At 71.5% G+C, this 18,013-nt stretch carries 19 protein-coding genes and 1 pseudogene; 5 read left to right on the top strand and 15 right to left on the bottom strand.

What is annotated here, in order from left to right; translation table 11 throughout:
* Window positions 1-87: 87 nt before the first annotated feature.
* Entirely contained in the window at window positions 88-1,248 is a 1,161-nt protein-coding gene (locus tag ABZ642_RS23055; RefSeq protein WP_360487080.1) for a serine hydrolase domain-containing protein, read from the bottom strand.
* A gap of 191 nt (window positions 1,249-1,439) precedes the next feature.
* Between ABZ642_RS23055 and ABZ642_RS23050 the strand changes: the two genes are divergently transcribed.
* Window positions 1,440-2,264, top strand: coding sequence for an EI24 domain-containing protein (locus ABZ642_RS23050; RefSeq protein WP_360487077.1), 825 nt, complete (start codon window positions 1,440-1,442; stop codon window positions 2,262-2,264).
* On the opposite strand, the gene ABZ642_RS23045 is transcribed toward ABZ642_RS23050, so the two are convergent.
* Together ABZ642_RS23045 and ABZ642_RS23040 are read right to left on the bottom strand one after the other, a co-directional pair.
* A complete protein-coding gene (locus ABZ642_RS23045) occupies window positions 2,254-3,489 on the bottom strand; it encodes a pyroglutamyl peptidase (RefSeq protein WP_360487074.1) in 1,236 nt (411 codons plus the stop codon). The two genes, ABZ642_RS23050 and ABZ642_RS23045, sit on opposite strands and share 11 nt — an antisense overlap.
* A gap of 76 nt (window positions 3,490-3,565) precedes the next feature.
* Window positions 3,566-4,147: a LysR substrate-binding domain-containing protein gene (locus ABZ642_RS23040; protein WP_360487071.1), complete on the bottom strand. Its 582-nt coding sequence runs from the start codon at window positions 4,145-4,147 to the stop codon at window positions 3,566-3,568.
* 93 nt (window positions 4,148-4,240) lie between these two features.
* Here ABZ642_RS23040 and ABZ642_RS23035 point away from each other — a divergent pair.
* Window positions 4,241-4,357: pseudogene (locus ABZ642_RS23035) on the top strand (RidA family protein); the annotation flags it as partial.
* A gap of 217 nt (window positions 4,358-4,574) precedes the next feature.
* Here the strand turns inward: ABZ642_RS23035 and ABZ642_RS23030 are convergent.
* Both ABZ642_RS23030 and ABZ642_RS23025 read right to left on the bottom strand, forming a co-directional pair.
* Entirely contained in the window at window positions 4,575-5,549 is a 975-nt protein-coding gene (locus tag ABZ642_RS23030) for an aldose epimerase family protein (protein ID WP_360487068.1), read from the bottom strand.
* 23 nt (window positions 5,550-5,572) lie between these two features.
* The gene (locus ABZ642_RS23025; protein ID WP_360487065.1) at window positions 5,573-6,472 is read right to left on the bottom strand and encodes an SGNH/GDSL hydrolase family protein; all 900 of its coding nucleotides are present in this window, start codon (window positions 6,470-6,472) and stop codon (window positions 5,573-5,575) included.
* A gap of 253 nt (window positions 6,473-6,725) precedes the next feature.
* Here ABZ642_RS23025 and ABZ642_RS23020 point away from each other — a divergent pair, with 253 nt between their 5' ends.
* Window positions 6,726-7,220: a DUF3145 domain-containing protein gene (locus ABZ642_RS23020; protein ID WP_123977426.1), complete on the top strand. Its 495-nt coding sequence runs from the start codon at window positions 6,726-6,728 to the stop codon at window positions 7,218-7,220.
* A 218-nt stretch (window positions 7,221-7,438) separates the two neighbouring features.
* Here ABZ642_RS23020 and fabF read toward each other — a convergent pair whose 3' ends face one another.
* The 5 genes from fabF to ABZ642_RS22995 all read right to left on the bottom strand — a co-directional run bounded on the left by fabF (window position 7,439) and on the right by ABZ642_RS22995 (window position 12,390).
* Window positions 7,439-8,701 (bottom strand): beta-ketoacyl-ACP synthase II, encoded by a 1,263-nt coding sequence (gene fabF / locus ABZ642_RS23015; protein WP_360487061.1) that lies wholly within the window; start codon window positions 8,699-8,701, stop codon window positions 7,439-7,441.
* Between the two features lie 84 nt (window positions 8,702-8,785).
* Entirely contained in the window at window positions 8,786-9,034 is a 249-nt protein-coding gene (locus tag ABZ642_RS23010) for an acyl carrier protein (RefSeq protein WP_360487058.1), read from the bottom strand.
* Window positions 9,035-9,125: 91 nt separating this feature from the next.
* Window positions 9,126-10,157, bottom strand: a complete 1,032-nt coding sequence (locus ABZ642_RS23005) for a ketoacyl-ACP synthase III (protein ID WP_360487055.1) — start codon at window positions 10,155-10,157, stop codon at window positions 9,126-9,128.
* 17 nt (window positions 10,158-10,174) lie between these two features.
* A complete protein-coding gene (locus tag ABZ642_RS23000; RefSeq protein ID WP_360487052.1) occupies window positions 10,175-11,095 on the bottom strand; it encodes an ACP S-malonyltransferase in 921 nt (306 codons plus the stop codon).
* Between the two features lie 89 nt (window positions 11,096-11,184).
* Window positions 11,185-12,390 carry a helix-turn-helix domain-containing protein gene (locus tag ABZ642_RS22995; RefSeq protein ID WP_360487049.1) on the bottom strand — a complete coding sequence of 402 codons (1,206 nt, stop codon included), beginning with the start codon at window positions 12,388-12,390 and terminating at the stop codon, window positions 11,185-11,187.
* 73 nt (window positions 12,391-12,463) lie between these two features.
* On the opposite strand from ABZ642_RS22995, the gene ABZ642_RS22990 reads away from it, so the two are divergent.
* Window positions 12,464-13,117, top strand: a complete 654-nt coding sequence (locus tag ABZ642_RS22990) for a pirin family protein (protein ID WP_360487333.1) — start codon at window positions 12,464-12,466, stop codon at window positions 13,115-13,117.
* 99 nt (window positions 13,118-13,216) lie between these two features.
* Here the strand turns inward: ABZ642_RS22990 and ABZ642_RS22985 are convergent, their stop codons facing one another.
* Window positions 13,217-14,041, bottom strand: a complete 825-nt coding sequence (locus ABZ642_RS22985) for a serine hydrolase domain-containing protein (RefSeq protein WP_360487046.1) — start codon at window positions 14,039-14,041, stop codon at window positions 13,217-13,219.
* 19 nt (window positions 14,042-14,060) lie between these two features.
* Window positions 14,061-14,531: an N-acetyltransferase gene (locus ABZ642_RS22980; protein WP_360487043.1), complete on the bottom strand. Its 471-nt coding sequence runs from the start codon at window positions 14,529-14,531 to the stop codon at window positions 14,061-14,063.
* Window positions 14,532-14,637: 106 nt separating this feature from the next.
* On the opposite strand from ABZ642_RS22980, the gene ABZ642_RS22975 reads away from it, so the two are divergent.
* Complete coding sequence (locus ABZ642_RS22975; protein ID WP_360487040.1) at window positions 14,638-15,105, top strand: MerR family transcriptional regulator; 468 nt, start codon at window positions 14,638-14,640, stop codon at window positions 15,103-15,105.
* Window positions 15,106-15,112: 7 nt separating this feature from the next.
* On the opposite strand, the gene ABZ642_RS22970 is transcribed toward ABZ642_RS22975, so the two are convergent.
* The 3 genes from ABZ642_RS22970 to ABZ642_RS22960 all read right to left on the bottom strand — a co-directional run bounded on the left by ABZ642_RS22970 (window position 15,113) and on the right by ABZ642_RS22960 (window position 17,995).
* Window positions 15,113-15,973: a DUF4429 domain-containing protein gene (locus tag ABZ642_RS22970; protein WP_360487037.1), complete on the bottom strand. Its 861-nt coding sequence runs from the start codon at window positions 15,971-15,973 to the stop codon at window positions 15,113-15,115.
* 67 nt (window positions 15,974-16,040) lie between these two features.
* Window positions 16,041-17,258: an alpha/beta hydrolase gene (locus tag ABZ642_RS22965; protein WP_360487034.1), complete on the bottom strand. Its 1,218-nt coding sequence runs from the start codon at window positions 17,256-17,258 to the stop codon at window positions 16,041-16,043.
* A 101-nt stretch (window positions 17,259-17,359) separates the two neighbouring features.
* Window positions 17,360-17,995: a TetR family transcriptional regulator gene (locus ABZ642_RS22960; protein WP_360487031.1), complete on the bottom strand. Its 636-nt coding sequence runs from the start codon at window positions 17,993-17,995 to the stop codon at window positions 17,360-17,362.
* Window positions 17,996-18,013: the final 18 nt, after the last annotated feature.

Raw genomic sequence — 18,013 nt, 5'->3', positions numbered from 1 at the left:
TGCGGGTGCGGGTGCGTGGGGGCTGCTCGCGCCCACGCAGGGGAGCCGCACATCGCCACAGCCCCGCGCCCCTTGGGTGAGTGGCGCTCAGCGGGTTTCAAGCGCCGCCTTGTGCACGGCGTTCGCCAAGGCGTTGTTCTCGGGTGCCGCTCCTCCCGGGAAGGCGAACCTCCGTCGCGTGTAGCCGTAGGCGACCCCGCTTCTCGGGTCCGCGAAGGCCTGGGAGCCCGCCGCGCCGCTGTGGCCGATCGTGCCCGCGCCCAGGAACGGGTGCCAGGTGTCCGCCGTCGCCTGGAAGCCCAGGCCGTACGACTTGTGGGCGCGCGCCACCAGGTCGTACCCCACCGAGTGGAACTGGCCGAACTCCGCGACCGTGTCCTCCTTCAGCAGCGGCGCCTTGCCGTCGATCTCGCTCAGCAGCGCCGCGTACATCCCGGCCAGGCCGCGCGCCGACGCCACCCCGCCGAAGGACGCCGGGCCCCTGGCTCGGACCCGCGGGTCGTTGGGCAGGGCCGCCAGGTCCACGGGCTCGGCCGCGTGCTCGTTGAAGGCGATCCCGGCGAGCGTCCGCGGGCCGGACGGGAGGGCGTCGAGCAGCGCCTGCTGCTCGGACGTCGGCCGCATCGGCTGGGCCGTGCGGAAACGCGGCTCGTGCGCGGCCGGCAGGCCCAGGAAGAAGCCGAGGCCGTACGGTGCCCGGACCCGCTCCTCGTACACGTCCTGGAGGGTACGGCCGGTCGCCCGCCGTACCACCTCGCCGGTGAGCGCCCCGATGACGAGGGCGTGGTAGCCGAAGGCGGTGCCGGGGCGCCAGAACGGCCGCTGGTCGGCGAGGCGTTCGGCCATCGCCCGGTCGTCGGTCAGCTCCTGCGGGCTGAACCCGGTGTCGGTGCCGACCAGGCCCGCCCGGTGCGCGACCAGGTCCCGCAGGGTCAGCGTGCCCTTGCCCTCCGCGGCGAACTCCGGCCAGTAGTAGGTGACTTTACGGTCCAGCTCCAGCGTGCCGTCCTGCACCAGCATCGCCACGACGAGATGGGCCGCGCCCTTGGTGGACGAGAACACGCCGTAGAGGGAGTCCCCGTCGGCCCCCTCGCCGGCCCACAGGTCGACGACCCGCCGGCCGTGGACGTACGCACACAACTGTCCCTCGTGGTCGGCCGGTTCGCCGGCGACGAAGGCGGCGAACTCCTCGCGCACTCCCTCGAAGCCCTCCGCGACCGTGCCCCGGACGGTGATCTCCTGCGTCATCCGCTCTCCTCAACCGAGCCGCCGCAAGCAGCTCCCATGGTGAACAACGCCCTGCCCTCTGGTTCCTGAGAATCGGTACGGCGGGATGCACCCGTTCGACTCAACAGTGGCCAGGGGTCTTGGCGGCACCGCTGCCCCGGTGGCTCCATGCCCCCACTGCGCCCCGGGACCGCACCGGTAAAGTTTTCGCCATGCGTGATCTCGGGGTGGGCTTCGGATATCTGCTCAAGGGCCAGCGGTGGGTCGGCCGGCACGGCAAGCAGTACGGTTTCGGTCTGCTGCCCGGCCTGATCGCCCTCGTCCTCTACGCGGCGGCGCTGGTCGCCCTCGCGATATGGGGAGAGGACTTCGTCGCCTGGGCCACCCCGTTCGCCGACGACTGGGCCAGCCCCTGGCTCGGCCTCTTCCGCGGCTTCCTCACCGCCGTGCTCTTCGCCCTCGGCCTCCTGCTCGCGGTCCTCACCTTCACCGCCGTCACGCTGCTGATCGGCCAGCCCTTCTACGAGAACCTCTCCGAGAAGGTCGACGCGGACGTCTCGCCCGACGGCACCGCGCCCGAGTCCGGGCTGCCGTTCTGGCGCGAGCTGTGGATCTCGGCCCGCGACAGCCTGCGCGTGCTGCTCCGGGCCGGCCTGTGGGGCCTGCTGCTCTTCGCCCTCGGCTTCCTGCCCCTCGTCGGGCAGACCGTCGTACCGGTCGTCGGCTTCTTCGTGACTGGCTTCTTCCTCACCGAGGAACTCGCCGCCGTCGCCCTCCAGCGCCGGGGCGTCGACCTGCGCGCCCGGCTCGCCCTGCTGCGCTCCCGCAAGACCCTGGTGTGGGGCTTCGGCACCCCGCTGGGCCTCGCCTTCCTGGTCCCCTTCGTCGCGGTGTTCCTGATGCCGGGCGCGGTCGCGGGCGCCACCCTCCTCGCCCGCGACCTGCTGGGCGAGGAGACGGCGCAGGAGGACCCGGATCAGGACCGGGACCAGGGCCGGGACCAGGGCTGGGACCAGGGCCGGCGGGTCACTTCCTGAAGCTCGCGTCCGCCGCCACGGTCACGATCGCCCGCACCTGGTCGATGATGTCCACCCGGTTGCGCACGAACTCCGGATCGGTCACCTCGGTGGTGTTCCCGGCCCCGAACTGCAGCACCGGCGTGTGCACATGCCCGCCGGGCAGGCTGTCGTGCAGCCCCAGCCGGTCGCGCAGCAGCGTGGCCCGGTAGGCGATCTCGTTGGACAGATAGTCCCCGCCGCCCCCGGCCCGTGCCGTGGACCCGGGAGTCGGCCCGTCCGCCCGTACGACGGCCTCCGTGCTGCCTGCCGGGATCTCGGTCACCTCGGTGTGGTCGTACACCGGGAACCGGCCGGTCGGCGCCGCCACGATCGCCGCGTACGGCAGGGTCGTGGTCGTCCACTGCGGCTGCGAGGCCGGATCGGCGACCGGGACGGTCTCCGTCCGGCTCACGTTCTCGTTGTCGGGGAACCCGCCCCGCCAGGCCCCGTTGGTGCGCTCCACGTCGAACCGCCCGACCCGCCCCTGGCTCACGGTCGTGAACAGGTCCACCTTCGGCAGATACGGCCGCAGTGTCCGCTCCACGGTCCCCTGCGCGAAGTCGTCCCACCGCACCGGGAAGACGGCCGTCTCCACCCGCGCGGGCCCCTTTGCCGTCTGTACGACCGTGCCGTCGAGGGCCAGCGCACTCGCCCCGGACGGGTTGGAGATCCTGATGTCCCGGTCGAGCGTGAACGGGTCGAACCCGGTGACCAGGATCCGCCGCACCCCCTTGCCGGGATACCGGATGTCGGTCTGCCCGCGCGAGGTCCGCTCCAGCACGTCGAGCAGCGCCGCCCGCTGCCGCTCGCTCAGCGCGAACGCCGGCTCCCAGGTACGCACGGCACGGGTCGTCCCGAGCCGCGCCCAGTACAGCGGCCGGTCGTCGTCCCGGCTGATGTCACCGGAGACCGGCCCCCGTCCCTGCGCCCGGTCCACGGCCCGCCGCCACAACGCGGACCCGTGCCGCACGACGATCCGCCGGGCCTGCGCGTACGACCGGGCGCCGTCGAGCGCCCGCGCGAACTCCGGTGCCACGGCGTCGAACCCGGACCGCCGGAGTATCTCCTGCGGCACGGCCCGGTCCAGCCGCTGCTCCTCGACGGTGGGGGAGGGCGCGGTGGCCGCGTGTGCGGCGCCCGGGGCAAGCGCCCCGGCGAGCAGGGCGATTCCCAGGACACCGATCCGAACGCGCAGCGAATTCAAGAGAGTTGGCCTTCCGTCGCAGTGGGGTGCGTGGTGCCGTTCGGGCCGCAGTATCGCTTGCGGGACGCGGTGTGGTCTATGCCAGGGGGAGCGACCGGGCCACCTCCCGGAGCACGGTCACGAACGCTTGTCCGGACAGGGCCGGGGACCGGCCGCGTACCGTCGCCGCGTACACGGCCCGTGCCGGGGCGCCTTCGTCCAGCACCGGCAGCAGCACGATGTCCGGGCGTACGGCGGTGGCCGCCAGTGCCGGCACCAGGACCACCCCGAGCCCGGCGGCGACATACCCCTGCTTGGCGGTCCACTCGGCGACGACATGGGCCACCCGCGGCCGGAAACCCTGCCGCAGGGCCGCGTCCAGCAGGGTGCCCTCGGGCCGGGGGCTGCCGGAGATCCACTCGGCGTCGGCGAGCTGGGCAAGCCGCACCGCACCGGAGCGCGCCAGCGGATGCGCCGCCGGGACGGCCACGTACAGCGACTCGTCGAGCACATGATGGAGGTCGTACGCCCCCAGCGGGGCGTCGCCGGTCGTCGAGACGATCGCCAGGTCCAGCCGCCCGGCGGCCAGCCGGTCCAGCAACGCCGGAGTGAGGCCCTCCTCGCGCCGCAGCACCACGCCGGGATGGCGGGCGCGGAAGACGGCCAGGGCGCGGGGCACGAGGGCCGCGTCCGCCGTCGGGAACGCACCGAACCGCAACCGCCCGCCGGTCAGTTCACGCAGCGCCGTCAGCTCCACGACGGCCTCGTCACCGTACGCCGGGAGTTCCTCACCGGCACCCCGCCGACCAGCATGACGTTCGAGGTGTCCCGGCTGTTCCGGCCGGAGGCGATGGTGGAGGTGGAGGCCGTGGCGGCGGTGGCCGGCTGAGGCCGTGCCCGGGGCGCCGGCGGGGTCCCGCGGCGGGCGTCCGGGATGTGGGACGGCTCGTGGGTGTTTGTGAAGGGTTCGTACGGGATACCTGTGGGGAGGGCGGTCACCGGCCGTCGGCCCACAGCCGCGGCTAGGGTCTGAGCCGGGACGTGTCCCCCCTGAGCAGCCCCGGTCCGGGACCTGACCCCTGGACCGGGGCTTGCGGCTGTCCGGGTCAGTCCCGCACCCCGAAGCCGTACACCGTCTCCGAGCGGAACACCGTGCCCGGGTCCAGGCGGGTGCTCGGGAACTCCGGGCGGTTGGGGGAGTCCGGGAAGTGCTGGGTCTCCAGGGCGATGCCGTCGCCCGGGGCGAACGGGCCGCTCAGGTGCTCGGCCGTGTAGAGCTGGACGCCGGGTTCGGTGGTGGCCACGGTGAGGGTGCGGCCGGAGCCCGGGTCGTGCAGCTCGGCGATCTCGGCGGGGGAGTCGGTGACGCCCTTGTCGAGGACCAGGTTGTGGTCGTAGCCGGAGCCCACCTTGCGCGCCGTACGGAAGTCGAAACGGGAGCCGGAGACGTCCGCCAGGACCCCGGTCGGGATCAGGTCGCCGTCGACGGGGGTGTACCGGGAGGCGGCGATCCGGAGTTCATGGCCGCCCGCGTTCCCGGAGCCCGCGAGGTTGAAGTAGCTGTGGTTGGTGAGGTTCACGACGGTCGGCGCGTCGGTGACCGCCTCGTAGGAGACGTGCAGCGCGCCGGACGCGTCCAGCGTGTACGTCGCCGTGAGCTCCAGCCGCCCCGGGAAGCCCTCCTCCCCGTGCGGGCTCACCCGCGTCAGCCGTACCCCGTGCTCGACGCCCTCGGCCTCCCACACCCGCTTGTCGAAGCCGCCGGCGCCGCCGTGCAGGGAGTTGGGCCCGTTGTTCGGCTCCAGGGCGTAGGTCACGCCGTCCAGCGGGAAGCGGGCGTGCGCGATCCGGTTGGCGTAGCGGCCGACCAGGGCGCCGAAGTACGGGCCCGGATGCTCCAGGTAGCCGTCCAGGCCGGGGAACCCCAGCACCACGTCCGCCGTCCGCCCGTCCCGGTCCGGGACCTCGACCGACTGCACGATTCCGCCGTACGACAGGATCCGCACCCGGGTCCCCGCGCGCTCCAGCGTCCAGCGGTGCACCTCGGTGCCGTCGGAAAGTGCGCCGAAAAGTTCGCTCATGAGGGAAACCCTAAGCCAAGGGTCTAGTCCACCGGATCCGCCGCCGTGATGGTCCGGTAGGCGATCGCGGCGAGCTTCGACTGGCCGTCGGTGCTGGGATGGAACCAGTCCCAGCGACTGAGCTGATCCGTGCCGAAGCGGTACGCGTACACCGCCCCGCCGTCGAAACGGCACCGCCGGTCCTTGGCGCAGACCTCCGCCAGCACCTTGTTGTAAGCCTCGACCCGCCGCTGCACCCGGTCCCGGCGCACGGTCGCCGCACTGGTCAGGTTGTCCGCGTCGGCCAGCATCGACGGGCAGATGCCCAGCCTCCAGATCTGCTTGCCCAGCGGACTGGTCCGCCCCTGCGACCACAGCCGCTTCAGATTCGGCACGCTCGACACGTACACCTGGGTCTTCGGCAGCGACTTCCGCAGGGTGTCCAGGGCGTCCTCGAACTGGGCGCGGAAGGCCGTCACGGACGTCATCGCGGACACCGACCTGCGGCAGGCGTCGTTCGCCCCCGCCATCACCGTCACCAACTGCGGCCTGCGCGCGACCGCGTCGGCCATCTGCCCGGACAGGTCGGCCATCCGGGCGCCCGTCACCGCGTAGTTCCAGCTGTGGTCCGCCGCATTCGCCCGCCCCAGCAGCCGTACCGCCAGGCTGTCCACCTGGTCGCTGGTGCCGGTCGCCCAGGAAACCTCCGGGCAGTCCGAGAGCACCGTGCACGCGTCGAAGCCACGGGTGATGGAGTCGCCGACGGCCGCGATCGAGGCCGGGCTGCGGTCCCACACCGACACGGCCCGGGGAGCCTGCTTCCGGCCGCCGTCACCCGCAGAGGACGAGCCGCCGATCACGTCGCACCCGGCCAGCGCCAGCGCGGCGGTCGCGGCGACGACACCGATCAGGGCACGCGAACGTCGGCGTCGCTGCTTGCGCATACCCCGCTGGTCCTCTCCGTCGGCTGGTTCGTCCCCCTTCATAACAACGCACGGGAGTTCCCACCCCCCGCCCTGCAACGGTCCACCCCCGTACAAGCGTCCCCCTGGGTGAATGGCAGGGGTTTCCTGGCTGTGGGACCGACGGTACGTCACACTCCTTGCACCGCCGCACGGTAGCCTCGCCATCAACGCGGCCTTCGTGTCACTGCCGCCACCCAGCCAGCAAGATGTCCCGCTCTGCCCGGAGGTTCCGGTGACGACACGTGGAGTTCTGTACGTGCACTCCGCGCCGCGCGCGCTGTGCCCGCACGTCGAGTGGGCCGTCGCCGGGGTGCTCGGCACGCGCGTCAACCTCGACTGGATCCGGCAGCCGGCGGCCCCCGGCACCTGGCGCTCCGAGTTCTCCTGGCAGGGCGAGGTCGGCACGGCCTCCAAACTCGCCTCCGCGCTGCGCGGCTGGCACCTGCTGCGCTTCGAGGTCACGGCCGAACCCTGCGCGAAGGCCGAGGGCGAGCGCTACAGCTGCACCCCCGATCTGGGCATCTTCCACGCGGTCACCGGAATCCACGGCGACATCCTGATCCCGGAGGACCGCCTGAGGGCCGCGATGACCCGCTCACAGCGTGGCGAGACCGACCTGGAGGCCGAGATCGCCAAACTCCTCGGCAAGCCCTGGGACGACGAACTGGAGCCTTTCCGCTACGCGGGAGAGGGCGCCCCGGTCCGCTGGCTCCACCAGGTGGTCTGAACGCCGCTGGAAGTGCCGCGACCGCCCGCTGCCGACTGCGGCGCCGTCGTGGCTGGTCGCGCAGTTCCCAGCGCTCCTGAAGGGCGCTGCCGAACGCCCCGTAAGGGGCGCGGGGAACCGCGCGACAAGCCCCCACCGGCGATCCGCCGACAACGAAACGCACTGTGGCCCAAGCTCCGTCACCGGAGCTTGGGCCACAGGCCTTAGAGCAACGTTTCTCACACGGTCCGGAACGCCAGCGCCACGTTGTGCCCACCGAACCCGAACGAGTCGTTCAGCACCGCGATCCGCCCCTCGGGCAGCGCACGCGTCTCACCCCGCACCACGTCCGCGTTGACCTCGGGGTCGAGGTTGTCCAGGTTGATGGTCGGCGGAGCCGTACGGTTCACCAGCGCCAGGATCGACGCGACGGTCTCGATGCCGCCCGCACCGCCCAGCAGGTGACCCGTCATCGACTTGGTCGCCGAGATGGCCATGTGGTCGACGTCGTCGCCGAACACCTTCCGCAGCGCCTTGATCTCGGCCACGTCACCCTGCGGCGTCGACGTCGCGTGCGCGTTGACGTGCACGATCTCGGCCGGCTTCAGATCCGTGTTGTCGAGCAGGTTCTGCAGCGCGTGCGCGATGCCGTTGCCCGAGGGCTCCGGCTGCGTGATGTGGTGCGCGTCGGCGGAGATGCCCTGCCCGACCGCCTCCACGTAGATCCGCGCCCCGCGCGCCTTCGCGTGCTCCTCGGACTCCAGGACGATCACGCCCGCGCCCTCACCGAGGACGAAGCCGTCACGGCCGGAGTCGTAGGGACGCGACGCGCCCTGGGGGTCGTCGTTGTTCTTGGACATCGCCATCATGTTGCCGAACGCGACGATCGGCAGCGGGTGGATCGCCGCCTCCGTGCCGCCGGCCACGACGATGTCCGCACGCCCGGTGCGGATCATCTCGATGGCGTACCCGATGGCCTCGGCGCCGGAGGCGCAGGCCGACACGGGCGTGTGCACACCGGCCCGCGCACCCAGCTCGATACCGACGTTGGCGGCCGGCGAGTTGGGCATCAGCATCGGCACGGTGTGCGGGGAGACACGGCGTACGCCCTTCTCCTTGAGCACGTCGTACTGGTCGAGCAGGGTCGTCACACCGCCGATGCCGGAGGCGATGACGGCGCCGACCCGGTCGGGGTTGGCGGACGAGTCCTCACCGGCCTTGGCGGTGAAACCGGCGTCCTTCCAGGCCTCCTGGGCGGCGATCAGCGCGAACTGCGCGGACCGGTCCAGCTTGCGGGCCTGCGGGCGAGGGATGATCTCGCCCGGTTCGACGGCGATCTGCGCCGCGATACGGACGGGCAGCTCGGCCGCCCAGTCCTGCTCCAGGAGGCGGACACCGGACTTGCCGGCGGTCAGGGCCTCCCAGAACGAAGCTGCGTCGCCACCCAGCGGTGTGGTTGCGCCGATACCGGTGACGACCACGGTGCGATTGGTCGGGCTCACGGGAATTCTTTCTCCAACGGATACGGGATTCGACGGCGCCACCGCCGGGTGGCGGGGCATTACAGCCGGAGGCTAGTGAACGCCTCAGTCCTGGTTCTTGAGGATGTAGTTGGTGGCATCCCCGACGGTCTTCAGGTTCTTGACGTCCTCGTCCGGGATCTTGACGTCGAAGCGCTCTTCGGCGGCGACGACGACCTCGACCATGGACAGCGAGTCGACGTCCAGGTCGTCGGTGAAGGACTTGTCCAGCTGGACGTCCTCCACGGGGATCCCGGCGATCTCGTTCACGATCTCGGCGAGACCGTCGACGATCTCCTTCTCAGTGGCGGCCATGTCAGGCGCTCCTTCTTAGATGTTCCAGACGGTTGCTGCGGTGTTGCTGGCGGCGCTTCCGGTACCGGATGCATGATCCGGCACGGAGTGCCTAGGGGAGGGTAACGACAGTGGCGGCGTAGACGAGACCCGCCCCGAACCCGATGACGAGCGCGGTGTCGCCGCTCTTCGCCTCGCCGGTCGCCAGGAGCCGCTCCATCGCGAGCGGGATCGAGGCGGCCGAGGTGTTGCCGGTGGTGCGGATGTCACGGGCGACCGTGACGTGCTCCGGCAGTTTGAGAGTCTTCACCATCGAGTCGATGATCCGCACATTGGCCTGGTGCGGGATGAAGACGTCCAGGTCGTCCGCGCTGATTCCGGCCGCGTCCAGCGCCTGCTGGGCGACCTTCGCCATCTCGAACACGGCCCAGCGGAACACCGCCTGGCCCTCCTGCGTGATCGCGGGGAACTTGATGTTCCCGGCGCTGTCGAGGGGGAGGTTGGTGACGTCGCCGACGTGGAACCGATCCCAGGGCACGGTCTGCTTGATGGTCTCCGACTTGTCGCCCTCGGAGCCCCACACCGTCGGGCCGATCGCCGGCTCCTGCGAGGGGCCGACCACGACCGCGCCCGCGCCGTCGCCGAACAGGAAGGCCGTGGCCCGGTCCTCCAGGTCGGTCAGGTCGCTGAGCCGCTCCACGCCGATGACGAGCACGTACTCGGCGGAACCCTCCACCACCATGCCCTTGGCGAGCGTCAGGCCGTAGCCGAAGCCCGCGCAGCCGGCGGAGATGTCGAAGGCGGCGGCCTTGTTCGTGCCCAGCTTGTCGGCGATCTCGGTCGCCACGGCCGGGGTCTGGCTGAAGTGCGAGACGGTCGAGACGACCACGGCGCCGATCTGCTCGGCGGAGATGCCCGCGTCGGCGATCGCCTTGCCGGACGCCTCGATCGACATCGCGGCGACCGTCTCCTCGGGGCCCGCCCAGTGCCGGGTCTCGATGCCGGAGCGCGACCGGATCCACTCGTCGGACGAGTCGATCGTCTCCAGGATCACCTCGTTGGGCACCACGCGGGTCGGGCGGTAGCCGCCGACGCCGAGGATGCGCGCGTACGGGGCACCCTTGCTGGGCTTGATCTTCGACATCGCAGTGGGCTCCTAATTCAGCTGTGCTCGGCGATGAGCTCGCGGGCCGCGTCGAGGTCGTCGGGGGTCTTCAGCGCCAGCGTCTTCACGCCGGGCAGCGCGCGCTTGGCCAGGCCGGTCAGGGTGCCGCCGGGGCACACCTCGAGCAGGGCGGTGACGCCGAGCTCCTTGAAGGTCTCCATGCACAGGTCCCAGCGGACCGGGTTGGCGACCTGACCGACCAGCCGCTCCACGATCTTGTCGCCGGAGGTGACGGCCCGGCCGTCCCGGTTGGAGACGTAGGTGAGCTTCGGGTCGCCGGGCGCGAGCTCCTTGGCGGCCTCGGCCAGCTTTTCGACCGCGGGCGCCATGTGGTGCGTGTGGAAGGCGCCTGCGACCTTGAGGGCGACGACCTTGCGGACGCCCTCGGGCTTGTCCTCGCTCAGCGCGGCGAGCTGCTCCAGGGTGCCCGCGGCCACGATCTGACCGGCGCCGTTGATGTTCGCCGGGGTCAGGCCCAGCTTCTCCAGGTGCGCGACCGAGACCTCCGGGTCGCCGCCGAGCAGCGCCGACATGCCGGTCTCGGTGATCGCGGCGGCCTCGGCCATCGCCAGACCGCGCCTGCGGACCAGGCGCAGTGCCTCGGTGTCCTCCAGGACGCCCGCGAAGGCGGCGGCGGTGATCTCACCGACGCTGTGCCCCGCGACCGCGCCCGGCGCGATGTCCGTCATGGCACCGAGTGCCGCACCGGACAGCAGCCCGGCGGCGACGAGCAGCGGCTGCGCGATCGCGGTGTCCCGGATCTCGTCCGCGTCGGCGTTCGTGCCGTAGTGCACCAGATCGAGCCCGATGACGTCGGACCAATCACGCAAACGGTCCTGGGCACCGGGGAGTTCGAGCCAGGGGGTCAGGAAGCCAGGCGTCTGGGCGCCCTGGCCGGGAGCGACGAGTACGAGCACTCTCACACTCTCTCTTGGGGAACCCCACGGCCGCCCGTGGGGACAAGGACGAAGAACACGAGGGGGTTTTGTGGACCCCCGACAAAATCCTATGGCTGGGGATCTCCATCGACCAGACGCCCCAGGATCAGTGCGATCCGCAGCGTGAAGGCGGATCGTACATCGGACGGCGACCATCCGGTGACGTCAGTCACACGTCGGAGCCGGTAGCGCACGGTGTTCGGGTGGACGAAGAGCATCCGGGCCGCGCCCTCCAGGCTGCTCGCCTGTTCCAGATAGACGCTCAGCGTTTCCAGCAGCGCCGAGCCCGCTTCTTCCAGCGGTCTGTAGATCTCCTCCACCAACTGCTCGCGCGCGCCCGGATCGCCCGCCATGGCGCGTTCCGGAAGCAGGTCGTCCGCCAGCACCGGCCGCGGCGCGTCCTGCCAGGCGGAACAGGCCTTCAGCCCCGCGGCGGCGGCCTGCGCGGACCGGGTGGCGGCCAGCAGATCGGGTACGACGGGCCCCGCGACCACCGGCCCGGCGGCATAAGGGCCGATCAGCGACTTGGCGACGGCCAGCGGGTTGTCGTTGCCGCCCGCGATGACGACGAGCCGGTCCCCGAGCACCCCGGTGAGGACCTGCAGCTTGGCGTGCCGGGCGGCCCGCCGGATGGCCTCGACGGTCAGCTCGCTGTCCCCTTCGGGGGCGGTACCGAGTACGACACACACATGCTCGGGCGAGTTCCAGCCCAGCGCGGCGGCCCGGCTCACCGCCCCCTCGTCGGCCTCCCCGCTCAGCACCGCGTTGACGACCAGCGACTCCAGCCGGGCGTCCCAGGCACCCCGTGCCTCGGCGGCCTGCGCGTACACCTGGGCGGTGGCGAAGGCGATCTCCCGGGCGTAGACCAGCAGCGCCTCGCGCAGCACTCTCTCGTCGCCGGGGGCCGCCACCTCGTCGATGGCGCTCTCCATGACCTCGATGGTCGTCCGCACCATCTCCACGGTCTGCCGCAGGGTGATCGCCCGGGTCAGCTCACGCGGGGCGGTCCCGAAGACGTCGGTGGAGATGGCCTGGGGTGCGTCGGGGTGCCGGAACCACTCGGTGAAAGCCGCGATACCCGCCTGGGCGACGAGCCCGATCCAGGAGCGGTTCTCCGGGGGCATGGCCCGGTACCACGGCAGGGTCTCGTCCATCCGCGCGATGGCCTGGGCGGCGAGGCTGCCGGACGACTTCTCCAGCCGCTTCAGGGTCGCGGAGTGCTGGTGGACTGCATGAGCCGAGGGGTCGGACTTGCGGGTTACGGGTTCGGGCACGGGGACAAGACTGCCTTATCCGGACGGGAGCATGCGCCGCCGGGTGCCGACTGCGGTCTACGGTGGCTTCGTGATGGACGTGAGGCGCGCCGCGGAGCGTTATCCCGGAGGAGACCCGGCGGCCGGGATCGAGTCCCGCCACGCCTTCTCCTTCGGGCCGCACTACGACCCCGACAACCTCCGCTTCGGCGCGATCATCGCGTGCAACGAGGAGCGCCTGGCGCCGGACGCCGGCTTCGATGAGCATCCGCACAGCCACACCGAGATCGTGACCTGGGTGGTCGAGGGCGAGCTGACCCACCGGGACTCGGCGGGCAACGAGACGGTGGTGCGCCGGGGGGACGTGCAGCGGCTCAGCTCGGCGGGGGGCGTCCGCCACGTGGAGCGCAACGACGGGGAGCTGCCCCTGACCTTCGTCCAGATGTGGCTGGCACCGGTGCGCCCCGGCGGCGAGCCGTCGTACGACATCGTCCGCGGCATCGCCGACTCCACCCCGTACGCGGTCCCGGAGGCCGGCGCGATGCTGCACGTCCGCCGTCTGGGAGCGGGGGAGCGGACGGCGGTGCCGGACGGGGCGTATGTGTACGTGCACGTGGTGCGGGGGGAAGTGCGGGTGGGCGGGGAGCAGTTGGAGGCGGGGGACTCGGTTCGGGTGACGGAGGCGAAGGACCTGGAGGCGCTCGGGATCACGGCGGCGGAGGTGTTGCTGTGGGAAATGGCGGGGTAGCTGCGACCGTCCGTCGGCTGCGGCCCGGTGGGGGCCGTTCGCGCAGTTCCCCGCGCCCCTTACGGGGCGTTGAGCGTCCCCACCCCGCCCCCGCCGGCCTCAGCCGCGCAGCTCCGTCAGTACCGAGTCCGTGAAGGGCGGCCACGCCTCCACCGCCCAGGGGCCGAACGCACGGCCCGTCAGGGCCACGGAGGCCACGCCCGCTTCGGGGTCCACCCACAGGAACGTCCCCGACTGGCCGAAGTGACCGAACGTCCGCGGCGAGGACAAGGACCCCGTCCAGTGCGGGGACTTGGAGTCCCGGATCTCGAAGCCGAGGCCCCAGTCGTTCGGGTTCTGGTGGCCGTACCCCGGCAACACGCCCTTGGTCCCGGGGTATTGGACGGTCAGCGTCGCCTCCGCCACCGTCCGCGGGTCCAGCAGCCTCGGCGCCTGCAGCTCCGCCGCGAAGCGGAGCAGGTCGGAGACCGAGGAGACGCCGTCCTTCGCCGGTGACCCTTCGAGAGACGTCGACGTCATGCCCAGCGGCTCGAGGACCGCCTGCCGCAGATACTCGCCGAACGGCATCTCCGTCGCCTTGGCGACATGGTCCCCGAGCACCTCGAACCCGGCGTTGGAGTACAGCCGCCGCTCCCCGGGCGGCGCCGTCACCCGGTGTTCGTCGAAGGCCAGCCCCGAGGTGTGCGCGAGCAGATGCCGTACCGTCGACCCCTCGGGACCGGCCGGCTCGTCGAACTCGACCGCCCCCTCCTCGTACGCGACGAGCACCGCGTACGCGGCGAGCGGCTTGGTCACGGAGGCCAGCGGGAAGCGCTGCCCGGCCGGACCGTGGGTGCCCAGCACCGTCCCGTCGGCCCGTACGGCACCCGCCGCCGCGGTGGGGACCGGCCAGTTCTCGATCAACGCAAGGCTCTGCAAGGACATGCCGACGAGCCTAAGCGGATCAGAGCGTCAGGGTCATCGTGGGGTCCGGCTTGTGGACGAAGCCGAGCGCGGCGTAGAGGGACTCGGCCTCGGCGGACGCGGTCAGCATGACCTGCCCGGCGCCCCGCTCGCGGAACCAGGCCAGCAGTTCCGCCATGCACGCGCGCGCGTACCCGCGGCGACGCGCGTCCGGGTCGGTGGCCACGCTGAAGACGTACCCGGAGCGCCCGTGCGGACTGGAGGCCTTGCCGATCCGGTAGTCGAGGGTCCCGACGACCAGCGCGGCCAGCGCCCCCGGCCGGTCCGGGTGGTCGACGACGAAGGCGGCGAAGTCCCCGTCCGGCTCGCCCAGTCTCCCCCGGAGCCCCGGCAGCGCCAGGGCGTGCCAGTGGGTGGTGGCGTCCCCACCGGGCAGTGCGTCGATCATGATCTGGCGCAGACGCAGCACTTCGGGTGCGTCCTCGGGCCTGGCACGGCGTACGAGACTCATACCCGCGCACGGTAGTCAGCGGCCGTCCCCCGCGTCGCGCGGATTTCTCACCGTCTTACCGGGTTCCGCTTGCTTCGAGCGCACTCCAAGGTCATAGCGTTGGGTCATGACGGTGATGCAGACCTCGACCGCGGCGCCCACTCAGCAGTCCGACCGCGCACCCGCCGACATCTGTTCCGCTCCGCCCCGCCGGCATCCGCGCCCCGAGGGCCAGGACCACTACACGATCAGCGAGGTCGTCGCCTTCACCGGACTGACCGCCCACACCCTGCGCTGGTACGAGCGGATCGGGCTGATGTCCCACATCGACCGCTCCCACACCGGCCAGCGCCGCTACAGCAACAGCGACCTGGACTGGCTGGACTTCGTGACCAAGCTCCGGCTGACCGGGATGCCGGTGGCGGACATGGTCCGCTACGCGGAGCTGGTACGGGAGGGCGACGGCACCTACCTGGAGCGCCGGGAGCTGCTGGAACAGACACGCAGGGACGTCGTGGCACGGATCGCCGAGCTGCACGACACCCTGTCGGTGCTGGACCGGAAGATCAGCTTCTATGGGACGAGCGGGAGCTGAGGCGCCCTCACAGCTCGGCCAGCAGCTCCGCCTTCTTCGCGGCGAACTCCTCGTCGGTGACCAGCCCCGCCTCGTGCAGTTCGCCCAGATGGCGAATCCGCTCCGCGATGTCGGCGGGGTCCCGCCGGCCCGCCGACGCCGGCAGTGCGGCCCCGCCCTTCGCCCGTACCGCCTCCAGGACCGCCGCGGCGAACGGCAACGACTCGTGCACCGGCCCGTACCCGAGCCCGAACACCACGGTCGCGGGGTCCTGGTCGGCCGGGACCGCCGGCGCCGCCCCCGTGAGGTCCGCGCGGCGCAGCAGTCGTAGGTGCCCCTCGAAGACCTCAGGGGACCGCCACTCCACGCCCCCGAGGTCGGCCACCGCGAAGCGCTGGTCGCCGGCCTTCCACTTGGCCGTCGACGCGCCCGTCCACGACCAGCGGAAGTGCACGGCCCGGCCGTCGAAGCTCGCCTTGCCGTCGTACGCCTTGAACTGCCGGGGTGCCTCGGGCGCGGGCACCAGGAACCTTTCGGCCGGCTCGGACGCGGACTCGGTGAGCAGCGCGCGCAGTTCGTCGGCGTAGTACTCCGCGAGGGTCTCCCGCTCGGCCGGAAGGACGAGCCGGTAGGGGTCGCTGCCGTCCTTCAGCTGCCCGGCGGCGGCCTCCATCAGGGGATCGGCGCCCGGCCGCGGCTCGGCTCGCAGGACCACGGTGCCCCGTTTGCCGGGAGCGAGCGTCACCCCCGCGAGCGCGGCGAACGGCAGCCGGCGTTCTCCCAGCGTCTGGAAGAGCCTGGGTGTGCGAATCCCCCGTTCGTAGCGGATGAGCACGGAGTCGGACTCGAACTCCCAGGCGGCATGAAATCCGGCCAGTACGTCACCCATGCGGCTCATCGTATGCGGCACGTGCTTCCCAGTCCCATCCCCGCGCATACCGCACTTCCTGCTGTCTCTACGCGCGTCCGGCCATCAACGTGCCGGACAAACCCGTCCGGCACCCGTCATCGTCGTGGGCACACGTCACCGCGCCGTACGCGCCAACCCCGATGTCGGCGAGATTGCCCAGGCTGTCCGTGCCCGGCTCGAAGTAGCCGGCGTGTCCCTGTGCGTCGCGCGCCGACAACACCCGTGCCCCGAAGGAGGAGGAGACGGGGTCGGCGCCGTGGCCGAGTCCGCCGAACTCCATGTAGGGGACGTCCTGGATCCAGTCGGTGGCGTCCCGCATCGCCCACACCCGGGCCGAGGTGTCCAGCTGGGAGGCGTTCTCGACCCGCATCCCGGGGCTGGCGGCCACCGCTATGTCGGACACCCGGTCCGGCATGTCGTGCGCGGCCACCCCGCAGACCACCGAGCCGTAGCTGTGGCAGAACATCGACACCGGCGCCTCGCCGGGCAGCGCGCGCAGCAGCGCGTTGAGGCGTACGGCGCCCCGCGCGGCGGCCGTGCCGGTCGCCGCGCCCACGCCGAGACCGTCGGGCGCGGTGTAGTCGGCCCAGGCGATCACCGCCGTACGGGTCGAGGGGCTCGCCGTGCGCTCCGCCTTGTACAGCGCCTTGGCCATGCCGACCGGCGCGGTGTACTGACGGTTCGTCCGCTGGAAGGTGAGCAGGTCGGTGTCGACGCCGGGGACGACGACGGAGATCCGCTCGGCCCTGGTGAGGTCGCCGAACACCTCGGCGACCCGGCCGCTGCCGTCCGGGTCGAAGGCGAGGATCTGCCGGCCCTTCGCCATCAACGCCTCGTAGCGGTGCATCCGGTGGCCCGCGTCCTGCTGTCCGGCCGCGGTGAGCCGTGGGTCGTGCATACGTTTCTTCTCGACGGCGCGCTGCTGGTCGAGGGCGATGTGGTTGGCCCGGTAGCGCAGGGCGGCCGGGGCGCCGTTCATGTTGCCGAGCGCGAGCGGGTAGCGGTGCACGAGCCGGTCGCGCTCCCGCACGGTGAGCGTGGCGAAGAAACGGGTGAGCAGCGCGGGGGACGCCTCCGGGTCCGGCAGGTGGAGACCGCGCAGTCTGCCGTGCTCCCACTTGTCGAGGGAGGTCTGCAAGGCGGTGGTCTCGCGGTGCGTGCGCATGGCCGTCCAGCCGGTGGTCGCGAGCATCACGAACACCACGGCCAGGGCGAGCAGCGCGCGCCAGACGTTCAGTGGCGGGGAGGTGTCGAAGGAAGTCACTGGGAGGACACACTAGGAGAACGAAGGGGTCTCGCGGTAACCGAGTGACAGTTATCACGTTTCGGCAAACGTGTGGTCCATCACGACGCGTGCGGCCTGTCTCAGCTCGCGGGGTGCTCGCGCCAGTTCCCGGTGAGCGCCGGTCCCACTTGATCGAGGTACGACGAGGTGAGTGCGCGGATCGCCGTGACGCTGAAGTCGTCACCGACCGACCAGTGCCGCTCGGTGACCCGGATGACCGCACCGAACACGGCGACCACGAGCCGGGGCCGCGGGTCGGTGTCCGGGTCGACGCCCTCCCGCTCGGCGATGATCCGCGCGATCTCCTCCTCCGTCTCCGACTGGCGCCGCAGATGGGCGGCGAACAGCACCGGCGTCGCCTCGATCATCTTGTACGTGCGCATCAGCAGTTCCACCGGGACATACCGCTCGATGGCCTCCTCGATGCTGTCCCAGCTGTCCATGACGGCCCGGCGCAGCGCCTCCAGCGGGGTCTCCTCGGCCGGGCGCCGGCGCACCGCCTCGACGTAGTGCGCCTCGGTGAGCCGTGGCACGAAGAAGGCCACGTCCTCCTTGCTGGCGAAGTAGCGGAAGAAGGTGCGCTGCGAGACGTCGACGGACTCGGCGATCTCGTCGACGGTGGTGTGCTCGTAGCCCCGGGTCACGAACAGCTCCAGCGCGTTGCGCAGCAGCGCGTCCCGGGTGCGCTGTTTCTTGCGTTCGCGCAGCGTTTCCATGTCTGACAGTTACTGACT

Origin of the sequence: Streptomyces sp. NPDC007157 (assembly GCF_040634235.1) — a bacterium.
Classification (GTDB): domain Bacteria; phylum Actinomycetota; class Actinomycetes; order Streptomycetales; family Streptomycetaceae; genus Streptomyces.
This window is presented reverse-complemented; position numbering and strand designations above follow the sequence as displayed.

Excerpts from the sequence above, each read along its gene's own strand:
- ABZ642_RS23010 (WP_360487058.1), bottom strand. The coding sequence starts at position 9,034 with ATGGCCGCCACTGAGAAGGAGATCGTCGACGGTCTCGCCGAGATCGTG.
- ABZ642_RS23055 (WP_360487080.1), bottom strand. The coding sequence starts at position 1,248 with ATGACGCAGGAGATCACCGTCCGGGGCACGGTCGCGGAGGGCTTCGAG.
- ABZ642_RS22960 (WP_360487031.1), bottom strand. The coding sequence starts at position 17,995 with ATGGAAACGCTGCGCGAACGCAAGAAACAGCGCACCCGGGACGCGCTG.
- ABZ642_RS23025 (WP_360487065.1), bottom strand. The coding sequence starts at position 6,472 with ATGCGCAAGCAGCGACGCCGACGTTCGCGTGCCCTGATCGGTGTCGTC.
- ABZ642_RS22970 (WP_360487037.1), bottom strand. The coding sequence starts at position 15,973 with ATGGGTGACGTACTGGCCGGATTTCATGCCGCCTGGGAGTTCGAGTCC.
- ABZ642_RS23050 (WP_360487077.1), top strand. The coding sequence starts at position 1,440 with ATGCGTGATCTCGGGGTGGGCTTCGGATATCTGCTCAAGGGCCAGCGG.
- ABZ642_RS22980 (WP_360487043.1), bottom strand. The coding sequence starts at position 14,531 with ATGAGTCTCGTACGCCGTGCCAGGCCCGAGGACGCACCCGAAGTGCTG.
- ABZ642_RS22990 (WP_360487333.1), top strand. The coding sequence starts at position 12,464 with ATGGACGTGAGGCGCGCCGCGGAGCGTTATCCCGGAGGAGACCCGGCG.
- ABZ642_RS23005 (WP_360487055.1), bottom strand. The coding sequence starts at position 10,157 with ATGTCGAAGATCAAGCCCAGCAAGGGTGCCCCGTACGCGCGCATCCTC.
- ABZ642_RS23030 (WP_360487068.1), bottom strand. The coding sequence starts at position 5,549 with ATGAGCGAACTTTTCGGCGCACTTTCCGACGGCACCGAGGTGCACCGC.
- ABZ642_RS22975 (WP_360487040.1), top strand. The coding sequence starts at position 14,638 with ATGACGGTGATGCAGACCTCGACCGCGGCGCCCACTCAGCAGTCCGAC.
- ABZ642_RS22985 (WP_360487046.1), bottom strand. The coding sequence starts at position 14,041 with ATGTCCTTGCAGAGCCTTGCGTTGATCGAGAACTGGCCGGTCCCCACC.